General features: G+C 56.4%; 18 protein-coding genes and 1 pseudogene. 11 read left to right on the top strand and 8 right to left on the bottom strand.

The window, feature by feature from the left end; genetic code table 11:
* Positions 1-64 precede the first annotated feature (64 nt).
* The 4 genes from RRF56_RS15895 (at position 65) to RRF56_RS15880 (ending at position 11042) form a co-directional block, all read left to right on the top strand.
* A complete protein-coding gene (locus RRF56_RS15895) occupies positions 65-2848 on the top strand; it encodes a UPF0182 family protein (protein WP_317034151.1) in 2784 nt (927 codons plus the stop codon).
* Positions 2849-2976: 128 nt separating this feature from the next.
* Positions 2977-7338: a hypothetical protein gene (locus tag RRF56_RS15890; protein ID WP_317034150.1), complete on the top strand. Its 4362-nt coding sequence runs from the start codon at positions 2977-2979 to the stop codon at positions 7336-7338.
* 148 nt (positions 7339-7486) lie between these two features.
* Positions 7487-8782 carry an adenylosuccinate lyase gene (purB, locus tag RRF56_RS15885; RefSeq protein ID WP_317034149.1) on the top strand — a complete coding sequence of 432 codons (1296 nt, stop codon included), beginning with the start codon at positions 7487-7489 and terminating at the stop codon, positions 8780-8782.
* Positions 8783-8969: 187 nt separating this feature from the next.
* Positions 8970-11042: a cation:proton antiporter gene (locus RRF56_RS15880; RefSeq protein ID WP_317034148.1), complete on the top strand. Its 2073-nt coding sequence runs from the start codon at positions 8970-8972 to the stop codon at positions 11040-11042.
* A gap of 168 nt (positions 11043-11210) precedes the next feature.
* On the opposite strand, the gene RRF56_RS15875 is transcribed toward RRF56_RS15880, so the two are convergent.
* Positions 11211-11687, bottom strand: a complete 477-nt coding sequence (locus RRF56_RS15875; protein WP_410510619.1) for a DoxX family protein — start codon at positions 11685-11687, stop codon at positions 11211-11213.
* Positions 11688-12058: 371 nt separating this feature from the next.
* Here RRF56_RS15875 and RRF56_RS15870 point away from each other — a divergent pair, with 371 nt between their 5' ends.
* Entirely contained in the window at positions 12059-12469 is a 411-nt protein-coding gene (locus tag RRF56_RS15870; RefSeq protein ID WP_317034146.1) for a hypothetical protein, read from the top strand.
* Between the two features lie 98 nt (positions 12470-12567).
* On the opposite strand, the gene RRF56_RS15865 is transcribed toward RRF56_RS15870, so the two are convergent.
* Both RRF56_RS15865 and RRF56_RS15855 read right to left on the bottom strand, forming a co-directional pair.
* The gene (locus RRF56_RS15865; protein ID WP_317034145.1) at positions 12568-13653 is read right to left on the bottom strand and encodes a hypothetical protein; all 1086 of its coding nucleotides are present in this window, start codon (positions 13651-13653) and stop codon (positions 12568-12570) included.
* A gap of 74 nt (positions 13654-13727) precedes the next feature.
* Positions 13728-14330 (bottom strand): annotated as a pseudogene (locus RRF56_RS15855) (Uma2 family endonuclease).
* A 105-nt stretch (positions 14331-14435) separates the two neighbouring features.
* Here RRF56_RS15855 and murJ point away from each other — a divergent pair.
* The gene (gene murJ / locus RRF56_RS15850) at positions 14436-16040 is read left to right on the top strand and encodes a murein biosynthesis integral membrane protein MurJ (RefSeq protein ID WP_317034142.1); all 1605 of its coding nucleotides are present in this window, start codon (positions 14436-14438) and stop codon (positions 16038-16040) included.
* A gap of 95 nt (positions 16041-16135) precedes the next feature.
* On the opposite strand, the gene RRF56_RS15845 is transcribed toward murJ, so the two are convergent.
* Positions 16136-16375, bottom strand: a complete 240-nt coding sequence (locus RRF56_RS15845; protein ID WP_317034141.1) for a hypothetical protein — start codon at positions 16373-16375, stop codon at positions 16136-16138.
* 632 nt (positions 16376-17007) lie between these two features.
* On the opposite strand from RRF56_RS15845, the gene RRF56_RS15840 reads away from it, so the two are divergent.
* From RRF56_RS15840 to RRF56_RS15825, 4 genes are all read left to right on the top strand, one after another.
* Entirely contained in the window at positions 17008-18267 is a 1260-nt protein-coding gene (locus RRF56_RS15840; RefSeq protein ID WP_317034140.1) for a hypothetical protein, read from the top strand.
* Positions 18268-18448: 181 nt separating this feature from the next.
* Positions 18449-18643, top strand: coding sequence for a hypothetical protein (locus RRF56_RS15835; RefSeq protein ID WP_317034139.1), 195 nt, complete (start codon positions 18449-18451; stop codon positions 18641-18643).
* 33 nt (positions 18644-18676) lie between these two features.
* Complete coding sequence (locus RRF56_RS15830; RefSeq protein WP_317034138.1) at positions 18677-19288, top strand: hypothetical protein; 612 nt, start codon at positions 18677-18679, stop codon at positions 19286-19288.
* A gap of 5 nt (positions 19289-19293) precedes the next feature.
* Positions 19294-21603: an ATP-dependent helicase gene (locus RRF56_RS15825; RefSeq protein ID WP_317034137.1), complete on the top strand. Its 2310-nt coding sequence runs from the start codon at positions 19294-19296 to the stop codon at positions 21601-21603.
* A 46-nt stretch (positions 21604-21649) separates the two neighbouring features.
* On the opposite strand, the gene RRF56_RS15820 is transcribed toward RRF56_RS15825, so the two are convergent.
* Both RRF56_RS15820 and RRF56_RS15815 read right to left on the bottom strand, forming a co-directional pair.
* Positions 21650-21931, bottom strand: coding sequence for a hypothetical protein (locus tag RRF56_RS15820; protein WP_317034136.1), 282 nt, complete (start codon positions 21929-21931; stop codon positions 21650-21652).
* Between the two features lie 241 nt (positions 21932-22172).
* Positions 22173-23618, bottom strand: coding sequence for a sodium/glutamate symporter (locus RRF56_RS15815; protein ID WP_317034135.1), 1446 nt, complete (start codon positions 23616-23618; stop codon positions 22173-22175).
* A gap of 147 nt (positions 23619-23765) precedes the next feature.
* Here RRF56_RS15815 and RRF56_RS15810 point away from each other — a divergent pair, with 147 nt between their 5' ends.
* The gene (locus tag RRF56_RS15810; protein WP_317034134.1) at positions 23766-23900 is read left to right on the top strand and encodes a hypothetical protein; all 135 of its coding nucleotides are present in this window, start codon (positions 23766-23768) and stop codon (positions 23898-23900) included.
* A gap of 121 nt (positions 23901-24021) precedes the next feature.
* On the opposite strand, the gene RRF56_RS15805 is transcribed toward RRF56_RS15810, so the two are convergent.
* Both RRF56_RS15805 and RRF56_RS15800 read right to left on the bottom strand, forming a co-directional pair.
* A complete protein-coding gene (locus RRF56_RS15805) occupies positions 24022-25233 on the bottom strand; it encodes a murein hydrolase activator EnvC family protein (protein ID WP_317034133.1) in 1212 nt (403 codons plus the stop codon).
* A 211-nt stretch (positions 25234-25444) separates the two neighbouring features.
* Positions 25445-26386 (bottom strand): phosphoribulokinase, encoded by a 942-nt coding sequence (locus RRF56_RS15800; protein ID WP_317034132.1) that lies wholly within the window; start codon positions 26384-26386, stop codon positions 25445-25447.
* Positions 26387-26581: the final 195 nt, after the last annotated feature.

The following is a 26581-nucleotide window of genomic DNA, read 5'->3' as shown; positions in this document are numbered from 1 at the left end:
TTTAAGAGCAACGGTGCCCCAGAGGTGTCTCTGGCGGTGCGCTCTGCCCTTAATTGCAATACCTGTGACCTATTCCCCCGCTAAGTCTTTTCGAGCGCGTCGATTGCTGCCCTGGGTGGTGGCCATTACTCTACTGCTGGTGTTTTCGGGCAGCCTAGTGCATCTGCTCACCGAGTCATGGTGGTTTGAGTCGGTGGGCTATGAGTCGGTGTTTTGGCTGCGCCTGCGGTGGCAGTTGGCTCTGGGGCTAGGCGCCTTTGCCCTCTATGCCGGGGTGCTGTGGGCTAACTACGCCATAGCTCTACGCATTACCCGCGATCGCCCCTACCGGTTCTTGAGCCGCTATAGCGATCTGCACCAGCGGGAGCAGATTGGACGCTTGCTTAACTTGGGGGCACTGGGCCTAATTGTTGTGCTGGCCCTGGGTGTTGCGCTGCGATCGGCGGCGACCTGGCAAACGGTGCTGCAATACCTCAACCCCACCGCCTTCGGCACGGCTGACCCCATTTTTGGACGCGATATTAGCTTTTACGTCTTTCGGCTACCCCTGTGGCAGGGGATACAGGCGAACCTGTTAGGGCTGCTGGTGTGGGGCCTACTGCTGGCCGCCACCGTCTATGCCCTCAAGGGCGAGGTGCGCCCCGAACGCGGCTGGAAGTATTTTCTCACCGGGGAAGCTAAGGCCCACCTGTGTATTTTGCTAGCGGCGATCGCAGTGATGCTGGCGGTAGGCTTCTGGCTCGATCGCTACCTGCTGCTGTACTCCGACAGCGGAGTGATTTTTGGTGCAGGCTATACCGATGTTCATGCCCGGCTTCAGGCCTACTGGCTCATGGGGTTTGTCACCCTGGCCGTGGCAGCGCTGTTTCTGATTGCCCTGGGGCGCAGCGGCTTTTCGCTACCCATCTTTGGCATTGTGATCTATCTGGGAGTGCTGGTGCTGGTGAACGGCCTGTACCCGTGGTTTCAGCAAAACTTTGTGGTCGAGCCCAACGAACTCACCATTGAGCGGCCCTACATTGAGCACAACATTGCCTTTACCCGGCAAGCTTATAACCTCACCAGCGTTATCTCAGAACCCTTCCCCGCCGAAAATAACCTCAGCCGGGCCGTGGTCGATGCCAACGGGCCGACCATTGGCAATATTCGCCTGTGGGACTACGCTCCCCTGCTAAGCACCTACAAACAGCTGCAAGAAATTCGCCTCTACTACAACTTCGAAGATGTTGATATCGATCGCTATACCCTCAATGGCGACTACCGCCAGGTAACGCTCTCGGCCCGAGAACTGCCGGTCGAGCAACTGCCCCCCGAGGCCCAAAACTGGATCAACCGCCAGCTCAAATTTACCCACGGCTTCGGAGTGGTGATGAGCCCGGTCAACCAGGTGACCCCCAATGGACTGCCTGAGTTTTTTATTCGCAATGTGCCCCCCGTCTCGACGGTAGATGTGCCCCTCGATCAGCCTCGCATTTACTACGGCGAAAGCACACGCAACTACATTTTTACCGGAGCCAACACTGACGAGTTTGACTACCCCCTCAGCAATACCAATGCCGCCTATCGCTACACCGGAGTCGGCGGCGTGCCTTTGGGTTCTTGGCTACGGCGGCTGGCCTACGCCTACGATCTGGGCAATTTTCGGATTTTAATCTCCAACTACTTCAGCCCCGACACCCGCATCCACTATCACCGCCTGCTTGCCGATCGAGTGCGTCAGGTAGCCCCGTTTCTCACCTTTGACAGCGACCCTTATCCAGCCCTCGTCGAAGGGCGAATTAAATGGATTTTGGATGGCTATACGAGTAGCGATCGCTACCCCTACTCCGAACCGCTCAACCGGCGCAACGACCTGATTTCTCTCGTAGACAGCGCCAACCCGCTGATGCGCAACGGCGTCAACTACATTCGTGACGCTGTCAAAGTCTTCATCGATGCCTACGACGGCACTCTAGAATTCTATGCCCGCGACGACCAAGACCCCCTGTTAGCGACCTACAGCCGCATCTTTCCCAACCTGTTTAAACCCATCGAAGCGATGCCCGCCACCTACCGTGAGCACCTGCGCTACCCCCAAGATATCTTCACCGTGCAGGCCCAGATGTACCGGGCTTACCACATGGAAAACCCCGAGGTGTTTTACAACCGCGAAGACCTGTGGCGGTTTCCGGAGCATGTAGAAGAGGATGTCGTGACGGCGATGGAGCCTTATTACATCATCATGAAGCTCCCCAGGCTGGCCCAGGAGGAGTTTTTGCAGATTTTGCCGTTTACCCCCGCCAACCGCGACAACATGATCGCCTGGATGGCAGGCGGCTCTGACGGTGAAAACTACGGTCGGCTGTTGCTCTACGAATTTCCTAAGCAAGAACTGGTGTTTGGCCCCACCCAGATCGAGGCCCGCATTAGCCAAACCCCAGAAATTTCTGAACAGCTTACCCTCTGGAGCCAGCAGGGGTCGGGGGTGATTCGAGGGACGCTGCTGGTAATTCCCGTTGAGCAGTCGTTGCTGTACGTGCAGCCGATTTATCTGCGGGCCGACCAGGGCGAGTTGCCTGAGCTGCGGCGAGTTATTTTGGCCTACGGCGATCGCGTGGTTATGCGCGAAACCCTCGACCAAGGTCTAGACGCAATCTTTGGCGATGCGCCCGCACCCCAAGCCGCTACCCCAACCGCTCCTGGTGAGGCAGCCCCCCTGCCAGACACCATGGCAAATTTGATTCAGGCCGCCCTAGAGTCTTACCAGGCGGGTCAGCAGGCCCTTCAGCAGGGTGACTGGCAGCGCTACGGTGAAGCCCAGCAGCAGCTAGAAACTATCTTGAGGCAGCTCGATCAACAAAATCCGTAACATTTGGGGTGACATTAGAGCCGGTTTACACGCGGTTACAGGATGATGTGTCAATATCAGCCACCGCGGGCATACTATAGGGAATTCTCCGGCCTGTGCGCTGAATTCATCGAATTCAATAGACCCCTATGTCTAATACGCCCCCCAATGTTCTGCAAATGGCCCGCCAGGGCAACCCAGATGCGATCGCGGCTCTGATGAATCGCCACCTAGAGGCCCAGGGCATTACAGCCTATGTGGCTCAGCAGGAGAATATCCTGCGGGTTAGCCTGGAGAGTGCCCAAGTGCCCAACCAGGACGATCTGGTGGCCTACGTTAAAAAAGGCATTACTGGCCTAGAGCTAGCCGCTGTTCACCATCTGATTGTGAGTGGCAAACAGATCGGCACTGACACCAGTGCGTGGAGCGAAGACCTGGTGCTGCACGATGTTGCCCCCGCCGTCGCTGACGACTTCACTCTAGATCTTGATCTCGCGAATACAGCTGCCGCACCTGACCTAGACCTCGGGTTTGATCTAAACACTGCTGACAGCACTGACGCCGATCTAGATCTAGGGTTCGATCTAAACCCTGCTGACAACCTCGATCTAGACCTGGGAGATTTTGACACTGCCCTGGGTGGCAACCTCAACGGAGAGGAACTTGATCTGGGCTTTGGCGACGATGGCGGACTCGGGTCTACCGCTGATTTTGATCTAAACTTTGCCGATAGCACCAGCGACTTTGACCTTGCCGACACTGGCACTAGCCCCGATGCCAATGCCGACCTAGATTTCGATTTGGGATTAGACGATACGGCTACCGATGCTGACCTGAGTTTCGATCTGGGGTTAGATAATACCGCCGATGCAACTTCCCCTGCCGCCGACTTCGACTTTGATCAGCTAGGGGAAACCCCAAGTGATGCGACCGGTGTCGCGGCTAGTGACGACTTTGATCTTGATCTGGCATTGGACAACGCGCCTACGGCTAACGCTGCCGACGACTTCGACTTCGCCATGGGCCTAGGACAAGACCCCAGCAATACAACCGGTGATGCAACCAATGACGACTTTGATCTCGACCTGGCCTTAGGCGATGCACCTGAAGTAAACACTGCCGACGACTTCGATTTTGCCATGGACTTAGGGGAAGGCCCCAGTGACGCGGCTAGTGACGACTTTGATCTTGACCTGGCCTTGGGCGATGCGCCTGAAGTGAACGCTGCCGACGACTTCGATTTTGCCATGGACTTAGGGCAAAACCCCAGTGATGCGACCGGTGATGCGGCTAGTAACGACTTTGATCTCGACCTGGCCTTGGGCGATGCGCCTGAAGTGAACGCTGCCGACGACCTCGATTTTGCTATGGACCTAGGGCAAACCCCCGGCGATGCGACCGGTGATGCGGCTAGTGACGACTTTGATCTCGACCTGGCCTTGGGCGATGCGCCTGAAGTGAACGCTGCCGACGACCTCGATTTGGCCATGGACCTAGGGCAAGCCCCCAGTGATGCGCCCGGTGATGTGGCTAGTGACGACTTTGATCTGGACCTGGCCTTGGGCGATGCGCCTGAAGTGAACGCTGCCGACGACCTCGATTTTGCCATGGACCTAGGGGAAGGCCCCAGTGACGCGGCTAGTGACGACTTTGATCTCGACCTGGCGCTGGGCGATGCGTCTGCTGAGGCTACCTCGTCCAACGATTTAGAGGTGGGTCTGGGGTTAGGGGATACCCCTGGAAATGCAGACCTGGATCTAGTTGATGAATCAGCTGCGGATCTCACCGACGACAACTTTGATCTCGACCTAGAGTTCGACAATGCCCCCGCCGAGACAACTGCGGCAACGCTCGATTTTGATCTGAGCTTAGAGGATGATTCGGCAGCGACGGCTGTAGAGGATCTGGGTCTGGGTCTAACCGAAGATCCCTCTGAAGATCCATCTGGAGTTAGCTCGACTGACGCCCTGGACTTTGATTTAGGTTTTGACGAGGCTGCCCCCGACCTTGATCTAAACCTGACCGAGGCCTCTGCTGACAATAGCGAGGCCACCGCTCTCGACTTCGATTCAAATGTTGATGATGGCACTTCTGACTTAGATTTGAGCTTTGATCAGGACGATCCGAGTGAGTCTACGACTGATCTAGGTTTCGATTTTGATGCTGACGCTATTCTGGGTTTAGGTGAAGAGGCTGACGAGGCCGATCTGATGGCAGCCGATGACGCGGCCACTGTAGAGCTAGACGGCATCGACTTTGACCTTGAGACTCCGGCTGCGCCAGCCACTGCGCCCGACGTTAGTGACGATCTAGATGATCTGTGGGGCGATAGCGAGGATAACGCTGCCCTATCTTTCGATGCGGCCCCTGATGTGCCAGGGGTTAGTAGCCCCTGGTCGGAGGATGCCGATTTTCCGGCGATCGATGATATGTCTGCCTTTGACAACGGCTTCGAGCTAGAGTCCGATGCCCCCAGTGACCCGATCAATCTAGACGCGCCTGCCGACGACCTGGGCTTTGACAACCTAGGCTTTGACGACTTGACTGCTGACAGCTCAAGTTCCGACAATCTCGACCCCACTGATCTCGACTCCAATGATCTAAACCTCAGCGACATGGGCGCTGACAATCTAGACATCGATGGCCAGGGTCTAGATCTAGACCTCAATTCTTCGGCGGTTGGAGGATGGGATACCGACGAGCCCGAACCTGCAGAATTCGAACCGGAAGGATTTGAACCTGAAGGATTCGAACTTGGAGAGTTTGAACCCGAGGGATTTGAACCTGAGGGATTTGATACCGAAGAATTTGACCTAGAAGCAGCCACCTCAAACGATGCGGACTTTTCTGACCTCGGACTCTCTACCGATGCCACCACAGGCCCGTTCGACCCAGGTCTAGAAGACCTACCTCCCGAACTGTTAGTGCCAGACGATCTAGCCTTCGAAGACTTGGGGGCCGCCGCCGATCTTGACCTAGCGGCTGAACCCAATAGCCTAGTGGCAGAGGCTGGGAGCACAGAACTCAACATGGCCTTTGATACCGATGAGAATTGGGCAGGCGTTGAAGAGTTGGGTGACGAGGGCACCACTGACTTTGATCTCGATGTCGCCGATGCCGATCTATCTTCTGAATCGTTTGAGATGCCGTTGATCGATGGGGAGGAGTTGACTACTCCCAACGATCTGTCCCCTGATCTGCTCGGTTTCGAGTCATCTGGGTTTGAGGCTGAGGTTTTTGACCCCGGCAGCACAGATTTCGCCTCCTGGGATGAATCAGCAGGGGACTTTGACCCCAGCTTGGTGCTTGACCCGTCCGCCGATTTCGATGACAGCGCCTATGCCACGCCTAACCCCTTCGAAGTTGACGCCTTTTTGGCCGATGACGAAACGCTCACTAGCATTGATACCCTGGAGCTAGATGCAGAGGCAGGCACGGCTGATGCCTTTGGCTTTGAGGCCGATGCTGATATGCCCTTTGCCACTATGGAGCTAGATCAAACTGTGGGGGGTGACTATGCCCCCGCCGATGATCTGAGGTTTGACGGTGACTTAGGAGAACAGGGTCACTATAGCGATGAGTTGGCCTTTGAGCCGCCTGACATCTACGTAGCGGCTGACCCAACGTCAGATCGATTGGTCGATAATGCCGCTGCCGAAGAGCTGGCGCTTGAATCGGTCGAATGGGGTGGCGATGAGTTAAAGCCCCCTGGTTTTGGTGAAGCAGACTTTAGCAACGAGGGTTTTGAATCGCAGGGCTTTGGGGATACAGCGTTTAGCGATCCGGCTTTTGGTGAAGCAGACTTTAGCGATCGCAGCATAGACGACGCAGGGTTTGATGATGAGGGGTTTGACGACGGGGCGTTTGATGCTGACGTGTTTAGCGATCGCCCCGAGACAAACGGCTTCATTCCGAATGGAACGGCAGTCATTGATGACGAACCCGACGCCACCGACGATTTCATTCAAGAATTTGGCTCAGACCCCTCTACCCACGTCTCGCTAGCTCCTGATCAGTTTAACGACGATGGCCGTGGGCGCCGCTCAGGGGGGTCTGGTCTGCCCATGCGGTTAATTTTAGGGCTGGGTCTGGGGGCCGTGGCGCTGGTATTGGCGGGGCTATTGCTCAACAGCCTGCTGGGACGCCCACAACAGCCTACCCCTGGGGACGGCGACCCGGCGGTCATTGAGCCTACCACCCCTGATCCGGGTGGTGAGGCCCCCGCCCCTGATGGTGAGGCGCCCGCCCCCGCCCCAGTTGACCCGGCAGCGGTAGAAGAGGCCGACCTCTTTAGGCAGGCCGTCAATGCGGCTCAGGCTGCCGCGAACCAGGCTCAAACTGCCAATACGGCGGCTGACTGGCAGGCCGTAGCCGACGCTTGGGCCAGCTCGATTGCCCTGATGCAGCAGGTGCCCGAGACTGACCCCAACTATGCGATCGCCCAGCAAAAGGCCGTAGAGTACCAGCCCAATTTGGCCTACGCTCAGCAAAATGTGCAGCGGCTCCAGTAGATCGCCTAGTCAATCGCTGGGGAGATTCTAAGGTGGGTCGGGAGCGAGCATCCCCCCTGACCCACCTTTCAAGGTCAAGATCGGGCGGTGATTTTCCACAGCCTGGGGTGGCCGGGTAGAATGGGACGGTTGTATTCAGACCAAAGCCTTGATTGAACGCTACACCCTGCCCGAAATGGGCGACCTCTGGACCGACGACTACAAGTTTAAGACCTGGCTGCGGGTCGAAATTGCGGTGTGCGAAGCCCAGGCCGAACTGGGCTACATTCCCCAAGAGGCCGTAGACGAAATCAAGGCCAAAGCCAAGTTTGACCCCAAGCGCATTCTCGAGATCGAAGCTGAGGTACGCCACGATGTGATTGCCTTTCTCACTAACGTCAATGAGTACGTGGGCGATGCGGGGCGCTACATTCACCTGGGCATGACCAGCTCTGACATGCTGGATACGGCGCTGTCGCTGCAGATGGTCGACAGTCTTCAGGTGATTATGACCCACGTGGAGAACTTGATTCAGGCGATTCGCTACAAGGCCCAGGAGCACCGCGATACGGTGATGATCGGTCGTTCCCACGGCATTCACGCCGAACCGATTACCTTTGGCTTTAAGCTGGCTGGCTGGCTGGCTGAGATGCTGCGCCACCGGGAGCGGTTGGCCCATCTACAAGATGCGATCGCCGTGGGCAAAATCTCCGGCGCGGTAGGCACCTACGCCAACATTGACCCCAAAATCGAGGCGCTGGCCTGCCAAAATTTGGGGCTGCGTCCCGATACGGCTTCCACCCAGGTCATTTCTCGCGATATTCACGCTGAGTTTATGAATGCGCTGGCGCTATTGGGAGCCTCGATTGAGCGGTTCGCCGTAGAAATTCGCAATCTCCAGCGCAGCGATGTGCTGGAAGTGGAGGAGTTTTTCTCTAAGAAGCAAAAGGGCTCGTCGGCCATGCCCCACAAACGCAACCCCATTCGCTCAGAGCGGTTGACGGGGATGGCTAGAATTTTGCGGGGCAACGCGATGGCGGCGCTAGAGAACGTGGCCCTGTGGCACGAGCGGGATATCTCCCACAGTTCGGTTGAGCGGGTGGCCTTTCCCGACAGCTGCATTCTCACCCACTTTATGCTGGTTGAAACCACCGGGCTGATTAAAAATCTGCTGGTCTACCCCGAAAATATGGCCCGCAATATGAACGTCTACGGCGGCGTAGTCTTTAGCCAAGGGGTGATGCTGGCGCTGGTTGACAAGGGGTTGGCCCGCGAAGAGGCCTACGCCATTGTGCAGTCGTGCGCCCACCAGGCCTGGAACACCGACAACGGCAATTTTCGCCACCTGATTGAGGCCGACGATCGCGTCAAGGCCAACCTCTCCCCAGCGGAGATCGCCACCTGCTTTGACCCCGATCGCCACCTGCGCAACCTCGATCAGGTCTACCAACGCCTGGGAATCTAGGCTGCGATCGCGGCAGCCAAAGAGAACGACTCAAATGGCATAGGCTTAGAGCTAAGACCAAATCCTAATCTGTCTACCCCCGATTTGTAGGGGCATTGCAGTGCAATGCCCCTACGAGGTATCGGTTTCAAATCGGTGTTTTGTGGGTCGGATTTGGTATCAGACCAGTTGTTGTAGAGGCGGCGCTATGGTTGGACTTTTAAGCACATTGCCAAACAGCCCGATCATCGCATTCACAATTTTGCTGCTGGTGACGCTGATTATCCCGCCCATTTTTGAGCGGCTGCGGCTGCCGGGACTGGTGGGGCTGCTGGCAGCGGGGGTAATTTTAGGCCCGAGTGTGCTGGGGTTGTTGAACCCCGCTGGGGAGGTCGAGACCCTGCTTTCTGACGTGGGCAAAATCTACCTGATGTTTGTAGCCGGGCTAGAAATCGACCTCAAAGACTTTAAGCGCACCCGCAACCGCTCTCTAGGGTTTGGCTTTTCCACCTTTGCGGTGCCCCTAACGGCGGGGCTGCTGCTCAGCCGGGCCTTTGGGTTTGACTGGGTGGCGGCGGTGCTGATCGGCTCATTGCTGGCTTCCCACACTCTGCTGGCCTACCCGATTGTGATGCGCCTAGGCATCAGCAAAGAACCCTCAGTCACGGCCACGGTGGGGGCGACAATTTTTACCGATATTGGCGCGCTGCTGGTGTTGGCCATGTGTGTGGCAGCCCAGGCCGGTGAGTTTTCGGCCCAAACGGTGGTGACCCAGTTGGTGATGCTGGGCCTGTTTGCCACGGCGGTGCTGGTGGGCATTGACTGGGCAGGCAAGCAGTACTTTAAGCGCAACGGCGATCGCGAGGGCAACCAGTTTTTGTTCGTACTGGCGGCGGTGTTTGTAGCGGCGGTGGGGTCGCAGCTGATCAACGTAGACAAAATTGTGGGGGCCTTTTTGGCGGGGCTAGCGGTCAACGACGTAGTCGGCCATGGCCCGGTCAAAGAAAAGGTGGAATTTGTCGGCGGGGTGCTGTTCATCCCGTTTTTCTTTGTGTGCATGGGGCTGCTGCTCAACCTCCAGGTCTTTATGGAGTCAATTACCACCAACCTGGCCTTTACCCTGGCCCTGACCAGCACCCTAATCGCCAGCAAGTTTTTGGCGGCCCTAGTGACCAAGCCCTTTTTTGGCTACCGCTGGGCACAAATTTTGACCATGTGGTCGCTGTCGATGCCTCAGGTAGCGGCTACCTTGGCCGCCGCTTTAGTAGGGCTACAGCAAGGCATTATCTCCGAGCTAGAGTTTAACGCCGTCATCGTGATGATGCTGGTCACCTCAGTGGTCGGGCCACTGCTAACCTCCCGCTTTGCCGGACGACTGGTGACACCTAAGCTAATTCGACCTGAGTCAACCTCTCTGTGGTTTGACTACGGATCTGCCCCCGAAAACCGCGCTGACTCGACTATCACCGGCCCGTTTACCGTAGTGGTGCCGATCTATAACCCCATCACTCAGCGATACCTGATCGAAATGGCTGCTCTGCTGGCTAGTCATGAAGGGGGCTATGTCATCCCGGTCACCGTGGCCCGTGCCCATGTGCACATGGATGATCCTAATTTGGTCGATGCCTTGGGCCAGAGCCGCAAACTGCTGCAAAAGGCCGAAAGCCTCAGCCAGGAGTTTAACGCCCAGGCCTACTCGGTGCTGCGCATCGACGATGACGTGTCAGAGGGCATTACCCGCGCTGCCCGTGAGCAAAACGCCAGTCTCATTTTGCTAGGCTGGAGCCGCCAGGGATTTCGGGCCAAGCTATTTGGCACCCTGGTGGACGATGTGTTTTGGTCAAGCCACTGCCCGGTAGCCGTGGCCCGACTGCTCGCCGAACCGATCGACATTCATCGCATTTTGGTGCCGATGAAGAACATTACCCCCCAGGCGGCACGGACGGTGCGCTTTGCCCAAATGTTTGCCGATACCCACAAGGCTGCGGTGACGCTGCTGCACGTGTGCGATCGCCATACCCCCGACGAGCAAGTCAAAGCCCTCGAAGCAGCCCTCAACAAGGTCATGGCCAGCGGTCCCCAGATTAGCTGGAACTTGATTACCCAAATCCACGACAACCCTGCCGAGATCATTCTTGAAACTGCCCGCGACCACGACTTGATTGTCTTGCGATCGATGCGGCGGCGCACCGCCGGTGGGTTGGCTGTGAGCGATGTCACTCACCAGGTGATTGACGAAGCCACTTGTTCTCTCGTGCTGTTTGGCGAACCCCACACCTAAGCTCAACACAGAACCCCCTACGTATCTGAATACGCGGGGGGTTCTGCTAAAGAGATCGCCAGAAAACACGATCCCGGCTTTGTCTAGCGACTGTAGCTGCCGGAGGGTGGGCACGACCCAGCACTAGGGAGAAAGTTTCCCAAAAATCACCTAAATTGCCGCGATCGCCTACAGAGGAGACTTGGCTTTGTCCGAGCGCTGAAACACATCTTCTAACGAAGCGCGCTTACCGTTGGTCTGGTTGGTACGCAGCCCGTTGAGCACATTGGCCAGCAGCGCATCCACAGAAAACCGACCACCGCCGTTGATTACAAAGAACAGGAAGGTAGCTGCGTAGATGGCCGACAGTTCTAGGTAAGGAATGCTAAAGCCCGCCACCTTGATGTGGTGATACATGGCCACCGTCATGGTGAAAAACAGACCCAGAGCAGCAGGCCGGGTAAACAGTCCTAGAGCCACCAGGGGAGCCCCAATCAACTCGGTGAAAGCGGCCATGTAGCTGAGGGTAATGGGAAAGGGCAGACCCAGGTAGGCGACGTAGGCCTGGGCAAAGCTCTCAATGTTAGCTAGCTTGTCAAGACCGTTATGAACCATCACAACACCGGCCACAACTCTCAGAATTGTCCAAGAAATCTGAAAGGCCATGTTGGTGGACTGATTGGGCTGAAGCGCAAGCCCGCCCAAGGATAGGATGCGTTGCTGAGCAATCATGGGGATTAAGAAAAGTTAACATCGTTATTAGTTATCGTAACGAAGTTTTAAGTAAAGTAAAGGGTCTGCTTATACAGATTTGCTTCCTAGGCAAAAAAATGCTCTGGCGGTGTTTGAGGCGAAGAAATGAGTGTTTGGGCTCAGGCGGGTGGGCTGTAGGGCTGCGGGTTATCCCGTCACGGGCGTGCCGATTGAATGTGAGAGCCAGTGTTAACTTTTTTGTCTAGATGTCGCCTTTCCTTGTGAGAGGGCGTAACGGAACTTGATAATCAAAGCAGAAACGCAGATACATCAAGGACATACCCATGGGTTTAATCAAGTCTATTTTTGGGACTATCTTTGGACTGCTGGGCGGCATCTTTAAGGCCGTCGCTGGTCTGGTTAGTGGGGGCAAAAAGTCTGAGTTTTTCTTGGAGCTAGAGGAAGCCGTCAGCGATAGCCTGCCCTCCGCTGACCCGGCTCCTGCAGCTAAGGCTGAGCCAGTGGCCGCTGCCCCAGCCAAGGCCGCGACTAAAACACCAGCTAAAACCCAAGCTCCGGCGGCTCCAGCAGCTCCGGCTCTTGCGCCCGTGGCAACTACCGCCATTGCGCCCGCGCCCACCGGCTTTGCCAGCAACTACCTCACCAGCGTGGGGACAGCCATGCCCCGCCGCCGTCGCCCTGGCCCCAGCCTGTCTCCCTTTATGGATATGGCTAAGCAGGTTAAGGCAAGATAGGTCTAAGACAGGTGCGATCGCGCCTACATTAGCGGGTTACAGTACCTATCTAAGCCAGGGATGCCATTGGTATCTCTGGCTTTGTTTTTGCTTGGTCTTTAGGGGGTGGGGCTAGCCGCCAGAAACCGCAGACTGCTGTACAGGTGAAAGGCCCCATCCCAGGGCGAAGGCAGCGATCGCCCCAGCTCTATATGGGTTTCAAAGGGTGGCAGCAGATCAATAAAATCGAGGGCACCCTCGCCAAAGCCACTGAAGTCGGTTCTGGGCGCAGCCAAAATGCAGTCGGCGAAGTAGCGCTTCATGGCCTTCCAGGCGGTGGCGGCAATCAGTGGTGATGGGAAAGCTTCAGCGGGCGGCAGCGGTATGGCGTCGCGGTATTTGTAGGTGCGATCGCAGAACCGCAAAATGCATCCCCGCCCGTGCAAATGCCAATCGATAATTTCGCCATAGTCTTGGGTGGCATCTTTGCGTTTGAGCTTGCCTCGGGCATCCAGGTCAACCACCGATTCGTAGATCGGCAGTTGACCTACTACCCACTGGGTAATGTCGCGCCAGGCGAGTTGAATAGTGCCCCGCTGACCGGTGCTACTTTGGCAAACTAAGGTGAGCTGTGGGTCTACCGCTTGAATAGACTCTACCCGAAAGGTCGATAGCTCCTTGACCTGCTTGGCCGTCGCCCAGCAGGCCGGAGTGCCCCCGGCCTTGAGCTGTTCGCAAAAGTATTGGAGTTCTCCCGCTGGCCCGACCCGCAGCAGCCGCCAGTGCTTGCTAGGCAGTCGAGTTCTGGCGGTGTAGGCGTCGATCTGCATGACACGGGCAAGGCCCTGGGCAGCCGCCTCGCGTTCAGAGCCTGTCACCGGCTCTAGCACCAGTACCGCTGCCGCCTCGGCCCCCGGCTGCTGCTTGGCGGCGCTGAGGTCGTGCTCTCGCTGCTGGGCTAGGCGATCGCGCACCCGCTGCACGCCCTCGCGGGCCTGGCTGAGCACTTTGGGGTTGGCAGTGCTTTGCAGCAGCCGCGTGTAGATGACCTGGGCTTTTTCTAGCTCGGTTTTGGCCTCCCAGTATTGCCCCATCGCCAGCTTAAGCCACGGGTCTTGAGGGTTCTTTTGCTGCCACTGCTTGATGAGCTGAGCCGCCTGGGTCAGCTGCTGTGCCCCCAGGGCGGCTGAAACAAGGTCATACATGGGTCGAGGGAGAAAGCTTTGCGTGGTAAGACTTTAACACTTGCTCTGAAGTCACAAGGGAGAACACCCTTGGCCTAGGGCATTACGTCGGCTAACCGCAGCTTTAGGTCAGGGAATTGGTGGGATGCGATCGCATCCCCCTGTCGATAAATCTGCTTTTTATAATCTGGCCCCGCCAGTTGGCACACCGTCAGGCTGGGCTGCTTGGGTCGGCCAATAAATTCCACCCCGCCTAACCCCCGAAAATCCAGAATCTAGTATTCGATGATGCCGAGCAGGGCATAGTCTTCTACCTTGCGGGCATAGTCATCTTGCCAATTGGTGCTGACCACCTCCACCACCATGACAATGGGCTGGCCCGAGGTCACAATGGGCTCTCGCTGCCACAGGGGTTCTGCCTCTAGGGCTGGTTCATTCAGAATGATCACGTCTGGGCGCAGGGCGGTGGCTTGATAAGCCGGGGGCTGAATCAAACAGTTCTTCGGAATCGTCCACCGCTCCCCACGCCGCAGAATTTCGGCGAACAGGTAGCCCACTACCTTGCCAGCGACCGACTCGTGGGGGCCAGTGGGTTCCAAATCGCGCAGCTCTCCGTCGATCAGTTCGTAGCGAGGGTCATCGCCATAGCGAGCTAGAAAGTCTTCTAGGGTTAGGGATGTAGATGGGGCTTGCACCATAGTTGTTTACCCACCAGTTCGGCCTAGTTCAATTATGCAGTTAAATGAGGGATGGTTCTGGAGGCCGACTGTGGCTCAGATGCTGTTTACCCCCGCCGAGGCCCTGTGTCAGACGCAAAACCTTCTCGTTCTCTCGCCAACATTGCGGGCATTGTGGCCGTCGCTACGATCATTAGTAAGTTTGTGGGGCTGTTTCGCCAGCAGGCGATCGGGGCGGCCTTTGCGGTGGGGCCAGTGGCCGACGCCTACAGCTTTGCCTATATTATTCCTGGCTTTTTGCTGATTTTGCTGGGGGGCATCAACGGGCCGTTTCACAGTGCGATAGTCAGTGTGGTAGCGCGGCAAGACCGCAAAGACACCGCCAAACTGATCGAGGCGGTCAACACCCTGGTGGGGCTGATTTTGATCGGGGTGTCGCTGCTGCTGGTGGTGCTGGCGGGGCCAATTATCGATACCATTGCCCCCGGTTTGTCGCTGACCGACACAGTGGCCCGAGACATCGCCGTGCTGCAACTGCGGATTATGTCGCCGATGGCGCTGCTGGCGGGGCTGATTGGCATTGGCTTTGGGGCGCTGAATGCCGATAGCCAGTTTTGGCTGCCCTCGATCAGCCCAATATTCTCTAGCGGGGCGGTGCTGGTGGGGCTGGGGCTGCTCTACGGTGCGATCGGCGGCGACATCACCAATCCAGAGTTTTACCTGCTGGGCGGCGCGGTGCTGGCCGCCAGCACCCTGGGCGGCGCGGTGTTGCAGTGGCTGGCCCAAATTCCAGCCCTGTGGAAGTCGGGGCTGGGGCGACCACGCCTGCGGTTTGACTGGTCGATTCCGGGGGTGCGTGAGGTGATGCGGGTGCTGGTGCCCGCCACGCTGTCGTCGGGGATGCTGCAAATCAACCTGTTTACCGACCTGTTCTTTGCCTCGTTTATACCAGGCACGGCAGCGGCGCTGAGCTACGCAAATTTGCTGGTGCAGACGCCCTTGGGCATTATTTCGAACGTGATTTTGGTGCCGTTTTTGCCGATGTTTGCCCGGCTGGCCGCACCCGAAAACTGGCCAGAGCTAAAGACTCGCATTCGCCAGAGCCTGCTGTTTACGGCGCTAACGATGCTGCCGCTGGGAGCGCTGTTTGTGGTGCTGGCGCTGCCGATTGTGCGAGTGATCTACGAGCGCGGAGCGTTCGACCAAGACGCCTCAAACCTGGTGACGTCGTTGCTGATGGTCTACGGCATTGGCATGTTTGTGTACCTGGCCCGCGACGTGCTGGTGCGGGTGTTTTATGCCATAGGCGACGGCCAAACCCCCTTTCGCATTAGCCTGATTAACATTGTGCTGAATGGGGTGCTCGACTTTTTCTTCATTCGCTGGCTGGGGGCACCGGGTCTGGTGTTGGCCACGGTGGGGGTAAATGTGTTTTCGACCCTGGCGCTGACGGCGATTTTGCACCGCAAGCTGCGGGGGCTGCCGCTGGGGGAATGGGCAGGGGCGATCGCACTCCTGACCCTCTTAAGCTTTGTCTCGGGCACCGCCGCCTGGGGCACCCTGCAAGGGCTCGAAATCTGGCTGGGCACCGAGGGCTTGGGGGTGCTGGCGCTGCAACTGGTGATCCCTGGAGGGGTGGGGCTGCTGGTGTTTACAGTGGGGGCATTTTTGCTGCCGATACCGGAGGCAAAGCAGCTGGCCGCCCGTCTGCGGGAGCGGGTAAGGCGGTAGGGGGAGTGGATGGGTGGATAGCCAGCGCTACATATTGAGCCTATTGAAATAAACGAAACGCCCCAGCTGAAAACCCGCTGGGGCGTTTGCATTGGTTAGCTCGTGGTCACCCCTCGGCGGCGGGTCATGATGCTGAGGTATTCGCCGCTGCGCCCGGTGGGTATGGGGTTTGACCAGGCAACTTTGTCGCAGTAGCCTAGCGAGGCCATATGGTTAATGGCTTCTATCAGCGCGGCGTAGTCGCCGAGCAGAATGTGGCGCAGAGTCTCTTGGCGGTAGGTGGGTAGGGTAAAGGAGGTGGGGAGGGCATCCCCAGGGTCGAACTCTTGAAACATACGGGTAACTCCGTTTTCGGTAAAGAAAACGGGGAACTATCCAGATCCCTCTTTGTGGTGAGTTGAGAGACCGGATCTAGAATGAACCCAGTCATCGCAGCTTACCTAACCTAAGTTGGGATGATTAGGGGATTGGAGAGGCGGCAACCTCTCTCTTCCCCGCCTAGAATCATTCCCCGCAAACATTACCCTACAAGAACTTGCCGGGGGGTTCAACCGTATTGCCTAGCCGATATCTAACGGACTCTTGACACCTCTGCCCCCTCGATTAAGCACATGGGTGTAGAACATGTTTGAGTCGAATGGACTCTCGAACCTGGTCAAGCAAACGCGGCGGTTGAGATGGTGACATAGGTAGATGTTGGCTAACCCCGATATAAAAAGTGTTATCCAGCACTTTTGACGGATAAGCAACCCAATCTTTAGAATCAACTATCAGATCTACCGGATAAAACACCGAAAACTCGGGCTTATCCAGCAAATACTCTGTTTAATTCCTTAAATTCGGGTTTCATCCTGTAAAACCGCTAGATAATGCAGAAAATGTAGAGTCCTATCAAGCAGATCTGACACTTAATATATAGTTAGATACAGTAGGTTAGAGCCACAAGAGCCATGAGGTCTCCAGTCAAGTGATTCCTGATACACTCATAGTTCCAACAGAATATGTTCCATCAGCTATAGATATTAAGAGAGCACTGCTTTCTTACAACAAGATTTTACTGGTAACTCCTACTGATAGAGATGTAATACCTTCAAGAACCTTTGGGATTGCGATGGGATTACCCCCAGTAATGACGTGGGATATGGGACCCGTTCAGCCCATGGGAAAAACTGCGAGGTATGACAACGACTTTGATGAATTAGCTAGCACCCTTAAGGATGCCATTGATCAGGGAGTAGTTGAAATTATTTCAACCTACAAGGAGATCTCGCCGGGAAGTATTCTTTTCGGCACTGTGGGTATTGAAGATTATCCACTTAATCCTCAAGCAGTTTTCTGGATTTATAGGTCAATGGCTTCAGATCAGGCTTTGCTTGATGCCGTATTGCATGATCGATACTTATCATCGTTGACTAACAAAGAAGATGTACTAGCTCTTGCCCTTCAGGGATGTGGAGAGGGCAAAATAAATGACATACAAGAGTTGCCTCTCACTGATAAATATCACGAAGATGCAGAATTACGTCAAGCAATCTCTCGTATTAGCTACGCAAGACTGGGTTCTGTAGTCAAATATATTGGCTACTGCCATGAAAAAAATATAGTACCTGTCTTGCCTAGTGAAGGCTATCAAAAAATCACCAATCTCCTACTTCAAAACAGCTCTTCTATTATCAGGCAAAATGTTGAGCCTAGCGACAGTTTTTGGGTTCGACTTAATCGCATTCAAAATGTGATTCATGAGGATTTTGTCGATACTGATGCTCTTGAAAGCCTGAGTATAAAGGAAATATTAAAGCTCCGAAGCAAGGTATGGGGTAAAACTTTCACAGCTAAAGAGAAACTGTTTGAATCGCTTCGAGAAATTGCACTAAACACAAGAAATGATGATGATTTCATGAATGAAGCGACACAGCAGGTCAAAAGCTATAGAGCAGAGGCTGAAGAACTCGAGTCTGAATGGAAAAAAGTTCGTTTAAAGTTGATTTGCGAAATTGGTGTTGTTTCAACTGCTGCTGCCCCAAAATTTGTAGGTGAAATCACTCAGATAGGTAATGGCATGGGCAGTGCAGAATTAATTTTAGTTGCGGGAGGTGTTTGGTTTCTACAACAAGTTAAAGAAATAGGTGCTCAGACTATTGAGCTTCAAGAGAGGGAAGCAAAGTTTAGGAGAGGTGCAGGATTTGGTTTCACAAAATCATACCCTTCCCTTTTCAGGAAACAATAATCTTTAGCATTTAGCAATTGCAGTGCAGCGGATTGACGAAAGACTTTGGTGCTTAATTCGATTTTATTGTAACCACTGACTGCAACCGTTAGATCTACCACTATCGCACTTTGAGTAGCCTTATGTTCGCTAATAGAAGATCGCTCCCGTTAGCCTGGCATCAAGGATTTAGACTTCATCCATGACAACAGCAACATTGATTAATCGAGACGCGGTCTTAGCTAAGATTCGCGCGGGGCTGCGGCGGGGGCAGCAAGAATTGGCCGACTGGGCCGGGGGGCAGCTAGCGGTGTCGGCGGTACCTGGCTCCGGCAAGTCTACAGGCATGGCGGCGGCGGCGGCGATCGCACTAACCCAACCGACAACTGCCGCATAATAGAAGTACGCGCGCAGCGACAGGATGCAGATAATGGCAGAGCCAATCACCCTTAACGATATTTACGCCCTATTCCAAACCTCCCAAGCCGAGGCCGATCGCCGCTTCGCAGAAGCTGATCGCCGTGCTGCAGAAGCTAAAGCCGAGGCCGACCGCCGAGCTGCGGAAGCTGGACAGTCTTTGGCAGAACTCAAGCGGTTGGTTGACAACACTACCCGCGCGGTAGATGGACTCACGACCCGCTGGGGGCAGTTTGTTGAGAACTTAGTAGAACCTGCTGTACTGAGACTATTTCAGGAACGGGGGATCGATGTGCAAGAGGTCAGCCGCCGCATGCGATCGCAACGGCCTGGCGCTGAGATGGAAATTGATATTTTCGCGGTGAATGGTGATGTTGCCGTTGCTGTGGAAGTCAAATCGCGGCTGTCTCGCCAGGACGTAGAGTACTTTTTAGGGTGTCTGAAACGGTTTAAGCAGTCATTTCCCCACTATGCCACCTATGACATTTACGGTGCTGTGGCAGGCATTGAGATCGACGAAGGGGTCGACCGCTTCGCCTATCAGCGGGGACTGTTTGTAATTAAGCAAACTGGCGACACAGTGATGATTGCCAACAACTCAACCTTTCAGCCCACAGCTTGGTAAACCCTATGGTGACAGCAGCACCCGTAGATCGAGAGGCGGCGCTACAGGCCATTCGCGCGGGGCTGCGGCGAGGGCAGCAAGAGCTGGCCGACTGGGCCGGGGGGCAGCTAGCGGTGTCGGCGGTGCCCGGCTCCGGCAAGTCTACAGGCATGGCGGCGGCGGCGGCGATCGCGATCGCCCGCCACCAGCTACACCTCAACCGCCAGCTAGTGCTCGTCACCTTCACGCGATCGGCGGCGGCCAACCTCAAAGCCAAAGTGCGCGGCCACCTCAAAGCCCTGGGCCTGCCCCAGACTAGCTTTACCGTCTCCACCCTGCACGGGCTGGCCCTCACCATCGCCACCCGCAACCCCGAACTGTCGAACCTGAATCTAGACACCCTGACGCTGGTGTCTCCGGCGCAGAACAACCGGATCTTGCGCACCTGCGTAGAGCAGTGGATTGTCGCCAACCCCGACCTCTACCACCGACTGATTGAGGGGCGGCAGTTTGACGGCGAAGAAACCGAGCAGCTGAGGCGGCAGTCGGTGCTGCGTACCGAAGTTTTGCCCAGCCTGGCCCACACCGTCATTCGCGAAGCCAAAAGCTCAGGGCTGATGCCCGCTGATTTGCTCGATTTAGCCCAGTCGGTAAACCACGCTTTGCCGGGGGAGGTCGAAGACTACGACCTGCTGACCATTGCCGCCGGACTGTACGATCGCTACCAAGCCCTGCTTTCACAAAGGGGCTGGATCGACTACGACGACATGATCCTCGGTGCCCTGCGGACACTGGAAGACTCCGACAGCCGCCGTTTCTGGCAGGAGCGCACCTTTGCGGTGTTTGAAGACGAGGCCCAAGACTCTTCCCCCTTGCAAACACGGCTGCTGACGCTGCTAGCGGCCAACCCCGACGATCCAACCGGGGAGCCTAACCTGGTGCGGGTGGGCGACCCCAACCAGGCGATCAACTCTACCTTTACCCCGGCGGATCCGGTGTTCTTTAACCAGTTCTGCGATCGCTGCCGTCAGCTAGGTCGCCTGGTAACGATGGATCAAGCGGGGCGCAGCACCGGGGCAATTATGACCGCCGCCAACCGCCTGCTGGCCTGGGTCAACCAAGCCCAAGTGGCGGGGCCAGAAACCCCTTTTCGCAACCAGGCGATCGCCCCCGTGCCCCCCGACGACCCTCAACCCCTGGCCAACCCAGCCCCCCTCGGAGCCGGAGTCGAAATTTTGTCGCCGCCGACTACGGTAGATTCGGTGAGGCTGATCGCCCAGCGGGTGAGCGATCTTTACACCGAAAACCCTGACCTCAGCTTTGCCATTTTGGTGCGGGAGGGGCGTCAGGGCAAGTTTGTCGGCGATCTGCTGCGAAATCCAGACCAGGTAGGGGTAGATTTGGCCGCGCTGGGGCTAGCGGTTTACGACGTGGGTGAGCAAGATCGCCAAACCCAGGTGCCCACCGAGATGCTCACCCTACTCAAATTTATTGAGCGCCCCCACTCGCCCGACACCCTCAAGGCAGCGTTGCGAGTGCTGGTCGATCGCCAGCGGGTGCCCACCCAAGACCTCAATACCCTGGCCAAAGCGCCAGAGCAGTTTCTCTACCCCGGCCCTCTAGATGCACCGCTCGATAGCGAAGTAGCGCGGACAGCGCGACGATACTGCACAGGGCTGCTGAGAGCCCGCCTAGAGCTGCCCCCCTACAGCCTGTTCTCGTTCATTGGCCTCACCCTGGGCTACAACCAAAGCGAGCTGGCTACCGCCGATAAACTGGCTGCCCGCGTCAGTCAGCAGATCCGCAATGACGACACGCTGGCCGCTGCGATCGCCGTCCTCCAAGACATTGTTGGGTCTGAGCGCTTCACCGCCGTCGACACCGAGGATACCGATGACCTCTATACCCGCCCCGGCCAGCTCACCTTGATCACCATGCACAAGGCCAAGGGGCTCGACTGGGACGTGGTGTTTCTGCCGTTTCTCCACGACAAAACCATCCCTGGTACGCTGTGGGTGCCCCCCCAGGGAGAATTTCTCGGCGATTTTACCCTGGCCGAGGTGGCCCGTGCCCAAATTCGCGCCCATGCCCACGCTGGCTTAGGTCGAGGCGAAATTCCTGACATTGTTACGGCCTGGGAGCAGGCCAAGCATCTTAAAGCGGCTGAAGAATATCGTCTGCTCTACGTCGCCATGACCCGCGCCAAGCGTCTGCTGTGGATGTCTGCATCCCAGCAGGCACCGTTTACCTGGAGCAAACCTGAGACGGTACAGGGAGCCACCCCTTGCCCGGCGCTGCCCGTGCTGCGGGAGGGGCGATTAAATTCAAGCTTTTAGCAGGTTTGAACGTTTCAACGTGCGGGCATTGAAACGTTCAGACTTTTTAGTCGATGCGTTCAATCTGCCAGAGAATTTGGTTGCCCTCTCGCCGCACCCGCGACACTGACCAGTTGCGCCAGGCCCAAAACTCGCCCCTGCTGGTCACAGCACTGGCGTTAACATCCATTAAATCGGCCAGCTCAGAACTGGTGATCAGGTAACCCTGCTTGGCAATTTCGTCGGCAATTTGCAGGGTTTCTAGAACATTGCGGAGGCTGTCAACTCTAACCTCGCGGGGTAATGAATCAAAATTTTCGTTAATCGGAGAAGTCCCAGAGTCTGCCATGATGCATGATGCCGTCCAAAGCTAAAACAAGCTAAATTCTACCCTCTGGCACTGGCATTACGCACTGTAAAGGCTATAAAATATGCCCGCTTTTCATTAAGAAAACTTATATGAAAATTTCTTGCGCACAATTTAATCGATGAATTCACGGTTATCACCCTGTGATTGGTCACTCTAAAACGCTTAGCAATCGCCCTGTCTCGGGTAGCAGCGATCGCCGCTACCCGAGACAGGGCAGCCCTTACACGCCGCTGGCAGAGGGGCGACGACGTTCTTGCTGAATCAGCACGTAGCCGACGGCAAGCCAGAAAATCAGCAGGCCACCGGTAATAGCCAGCACAGGCAGCAAACCCAGACGGCCAATCAGGGCGGGAGCGGCAGCGGTAAACAAGCCACCTCCCACAATAGGCTCAAAAAACAACTGCTTGTAGGCAAACCCCTCAAAGGCACCCGTGCTGTTGTCAGGATCAACCATGCGCAGCAGCAAGATGCCGGTGGCCGTCACCCCCATCGACTGCCCCAGGTCACCAATGCCCTTCTCGAACCAAAAGCTGGGAAAAATGCGCGGTGCCCACAGCAGAAAGCACAGCACGTTCCAGGCGATGCCAACCACGCTGAGAATCAGAAAGACCCCCAGATTGCCGCCGATCACTCGCAAAGAAATAGAGGCGATCGCCGAGATCACCACCACATCTAACGCAACCCCGGCAATGTTCTGCACCATGGGGCGAATCACCAGCGCCCCTATCCCCAGCCGATTGAGAATGGACTGGGTAATGATGCCACCAATCAGCGCCAGCGGAAACAGGGGCACAAACTGAAACACCGCAAAACCGCCGTCGCCACCCCAGGTTGCAGCCTCGACCCACCGGAGGGCTTCGAGAATGAGCCAGCCAATGGCGATCGCCATACCGACAATGGCAAAGTTGATCGACAGCGGGTCAACCAACAGGTTCCGCAGCAGGCGCGCCCGCTGCTGGCGAATCTCTGGGGTCTCGGCAACCACATTGAGATCAGGAATCTCCTCAGGCTCAATCACTCGGCGATTAACAGTATCGATATGGCCCTTGCGTCGGCCCCAGTCGGCCAGGGCGGTGCCAATTACAATGCCTGACACAATGCCCACGGTGGCCAGACCTACGGCCAGATCGGCCCCATCGGTAAAGCCCAGCTCGTTGAGGGTGTCAGCCATACCCCCGGCGGTGCCGTGGCCGCCCTCAAAGCCAATCTCGATCAGGGCAGCGGCAATGGGGTTGACGTCAAACACCGGCCCCAAAATCAGCAGGGTAGCCAAGATGCCTACGACGTACTGGCCCCAGGCCAGGGTTTGGCCAAAGACTACCTGGGGAGCCGCCGTGCGCCAGATCTGGCGCGGGGCCGGAATCGTTTCGCCCAAAAACAGGGCCGCAAACACAATATTGATAAACACCCCCGGAGACTGCGACCAGACGCCACGGATATCTTCAGTAAACAAGCCGCCCGCCAACAGCGACTCTGGCCCGGCAATGGCGGTGGCAATGCTGCCTAGCACCTCTGGCCCCAGCAGCAGCGCCAGCGCCCCCGCCAAAATCGAGGCGGGCAGGTAAAGCCTCTGGCACCATCGAAAGCGCTGCTTGAAGTAACGCCCGGCCAGCAGCAGCAGCGCCAGCAAAACAAAGGCAAATAAAACAGTGCGAAGGTTAAACACAGGCGTCTCCCGGTAGGTGCCAGCAAGAGGCAGGGAACAAACACCCCTTGCATTGCTATACAGCCATTGATCCTAGGAGCTTGCAGTAACCCTGGGCACATGCACTAAATTATTCGTAGACAGAATAATTTATGGAGCGTTACGTCCATGGCCAGCAAAGACCAGATCAAGCAACACCTTGCCCTTACCAGCAAAATCAACTTCAAGGGCGTCACTCCCGCCAAGAGCGAAGACCCCCGCAAGGCGAAGATCATGCAACACGTGAAGAAGAGTCTGGGATAGGTGTGGATGGGTAGGCGGGTGGATGGGTAGGCGAGTAATGTGGGCGAGTTAGAGCTAGGTGCGACTTTCTCACCTGCGCCAAAACCTGCCTACTCACCCACCCGCCTACTCACCTACTTGCCTACAAATACCCCATCGGGTTCACCGGGTTGCCATTCTGGCGCACCTCAAAGTGAAGGTGAGGGCCGGTAGAGAGCCCGGTGGAGCCCACAGCAGCGACGGTTTGCCCCTGCTGCACCGCTTGCCCCTCGCTAACCAACAGGCGGCTGGCGTGGGCGTAGAGTGTGCTGATACCATCGCCGTGATCGATGATCACCGTTTGACCATAGCCGCCATACCAACCCGAGAAGATGACGCGGCCTGAGTCGGCGGCATAGATTGGGGTACCCTGGCTAGCCGCAAAGTCGACGCCCGCGTGGAACCGGCTGTAGCCCAAAATTGGGTGGCGGCGGTTGCCAAAGCCGCTGGAGATGCCGCCATTGGCAGGGAAGACAAACCGCCCTGTGCCGCGAATCACGCCGGTGCTAGCGGCGATTTTTTGGCGAATTAACCCGGCGATTTGCTCAGAGTCGCGGGCGAGCTGAGCCTCGGCGGCCTCTAACGCCCCACGGCGGTCTTTCAGGCGCGCGATTAGCTGCTTTTCTTCGCTGGCTTCAGCCTCGTACTGCTGCTTTTGGGAGAGCAACTGCTGGCGCAGCAGGGCCACCTGGTTGCGCTTGTCTTCTACGGCTGCCTTTTTCTGCTGAATGGCATCGGCCTGGGCTTTGATATCGCTTAGAACCTGGCGATCGGCAGCGTAGACCCGTTTGAGCTGGTACTGGCGATCGAGAAACTCATTAAAATTTCGGCTTTGCAGCAGCACCGCCCAACCTTCGCTGCCCTGCTGACGCTGCAAATATTGCAGCCGGGCTACGGTACCAGTGCGCACGTCTTCGTAGTCGGCCTCGGCTTTAGCTAGCTGAGCTTCATAGTCTTTCAGCTCTTTCTCGGCTTGCTCAAGGCGAAACTCGGTGTCGGCAATTTGGTTGGCGGTGTAAACAATATTTTGCTCGAGATTTTGCAGGGTCGATTCTGAGTCGGCCTGGCGGTTTTGCAGCTCGTTTTGCTGCTGCTGAAGCTGGTTGCGCTGCTCTTCGAGGGTCTTTTGCTTATTTTGCAGGTCTTGAATGGATTCGGCCACCAGGGTAGGCGGCGCTGATTGAGCCTGGGATAGGGTCGCTAACCCCAACCAACTGGCTAGCGCCAGCGCCATCACCACGCCCAGCCACCGCCACCAAAATGCACGTTTCTGCCCCCGGGGCATAGCCAGGGGTTGTCGGAACAGGGTAGACACAAACGGGGATCGCAATGGGGTCACAGGCGGTACCTGATTGTGTAATTGGGAGCTGAGCCCTTGACCGTGAGCACTATGGTCACTATCTCAAGGGCAAAACAACTACGCCAGCCAGCCGATTTAACCACTTCAACCCGGGTAATGCCAGCCTTTGGCTAAAAAGTGTTACACCCTAACTCAGCCCGAACCCTGGGGGACAGGCCCTGCGTCTCTACTGGTAGATATTGGCAGCCTTCAGCATGTGATAGGTAATCAGTAGCTGAGTCAGCGCCAGGGGATAGCTTTGCAGCGTTTCGCCCGTGGTGCCGACCACCTTGCCAATATCGGTATTGCCCTGAATGCTACAGAACTGGCCCAGGTAGGGAATTTCGTTGCACAGGGTGCGCTCTAGCTCTTGCACTGGCTTTTCGGTGGCGTGGCAATCGATTTCGAGCAGGTCTACGGGCTTACCCATGTCGCGATCGAGCCCCATACGCACCGCATCACTCAAAGATCCCCCGTTTTTATCTTCGAGCAGGTGGGTAAAGTCGGGGTGGGGAATAGTGGGCCGCATCACCAGTCGCACGTTGAGCAGCAGTTCGTCTTCGCTTTTTTCATTTTCGGGTGGGTAGAAACTGACCACTACATCGGCCCACTGACGCTGAGGACGAATGAAGGCTTCGGAGTCTTCTTCTCGCGCTTCGATTTGCTTGATCACTTCTTCGGGGGTGTAGCCGCGCTTGCGGGTATCGCGCTTGATCTTCCAGTTGGCCCGCAGGTCTTCGGGGGGGGCTAGATAGACCTTGACATCGTAGGCGTCGCGGCAGGCGCGGGTTGAGTAGCCCAGCAGACCTTCGACAATCACAAAGCGTTTGGGTTCGATATATTCGGGGGCGTCAAACTCGCCGCTGGTGTGGTTGTAAATGGGCTTGAGGATGGGTTGCCCAGTGCGCAGCAGACCTAGGTGCTGCTGAATAATATCGATGTAGTTGCAGTCGGGGTGTAGGGCCGAAATGCCCATCTCCTTGCGCTGTTGGCGATCGTAGCGGTGGTAGTCGTCCGTGCAGATGGTGGTAACCTGGTCTTCGCCTAAAATCTGAGCGATGCCCCGTGTCAGGGTCGTTTTGCCTGCGGCGCTATCGCCCACAATACCGAGGATTACGGGACGACTCATGAATTCCTCCAGGGGGTTCTAATCAATAGTTAATTACCCATTGTAGGAACCAGAGGGATCATCACCAAATTATTTATTGCGCTGCTTACAATGGCTCTAGGCCATTTTTAAGCACAGCTGTGCCATCTACCTGGGCCATCTGTCGCCATCACACCAGCAATGTCTGGCCTTTGCAGCCATAGCTGGCACTTGCGG

The sequence above is a fragment of the Nodosilinea sp. E11 genome (assembly GCF_032813545.1).
GTDB lineage: Bacteria > Cyanobacteriota > Cyanobacteriia > Phormidesmidales > Phormidesmidaceae > Nodosilinea.
Note: the sequence above shows the minus strand (reverse complement) of the source record. Positions and strands in the feature narration are given on the sequence as shown.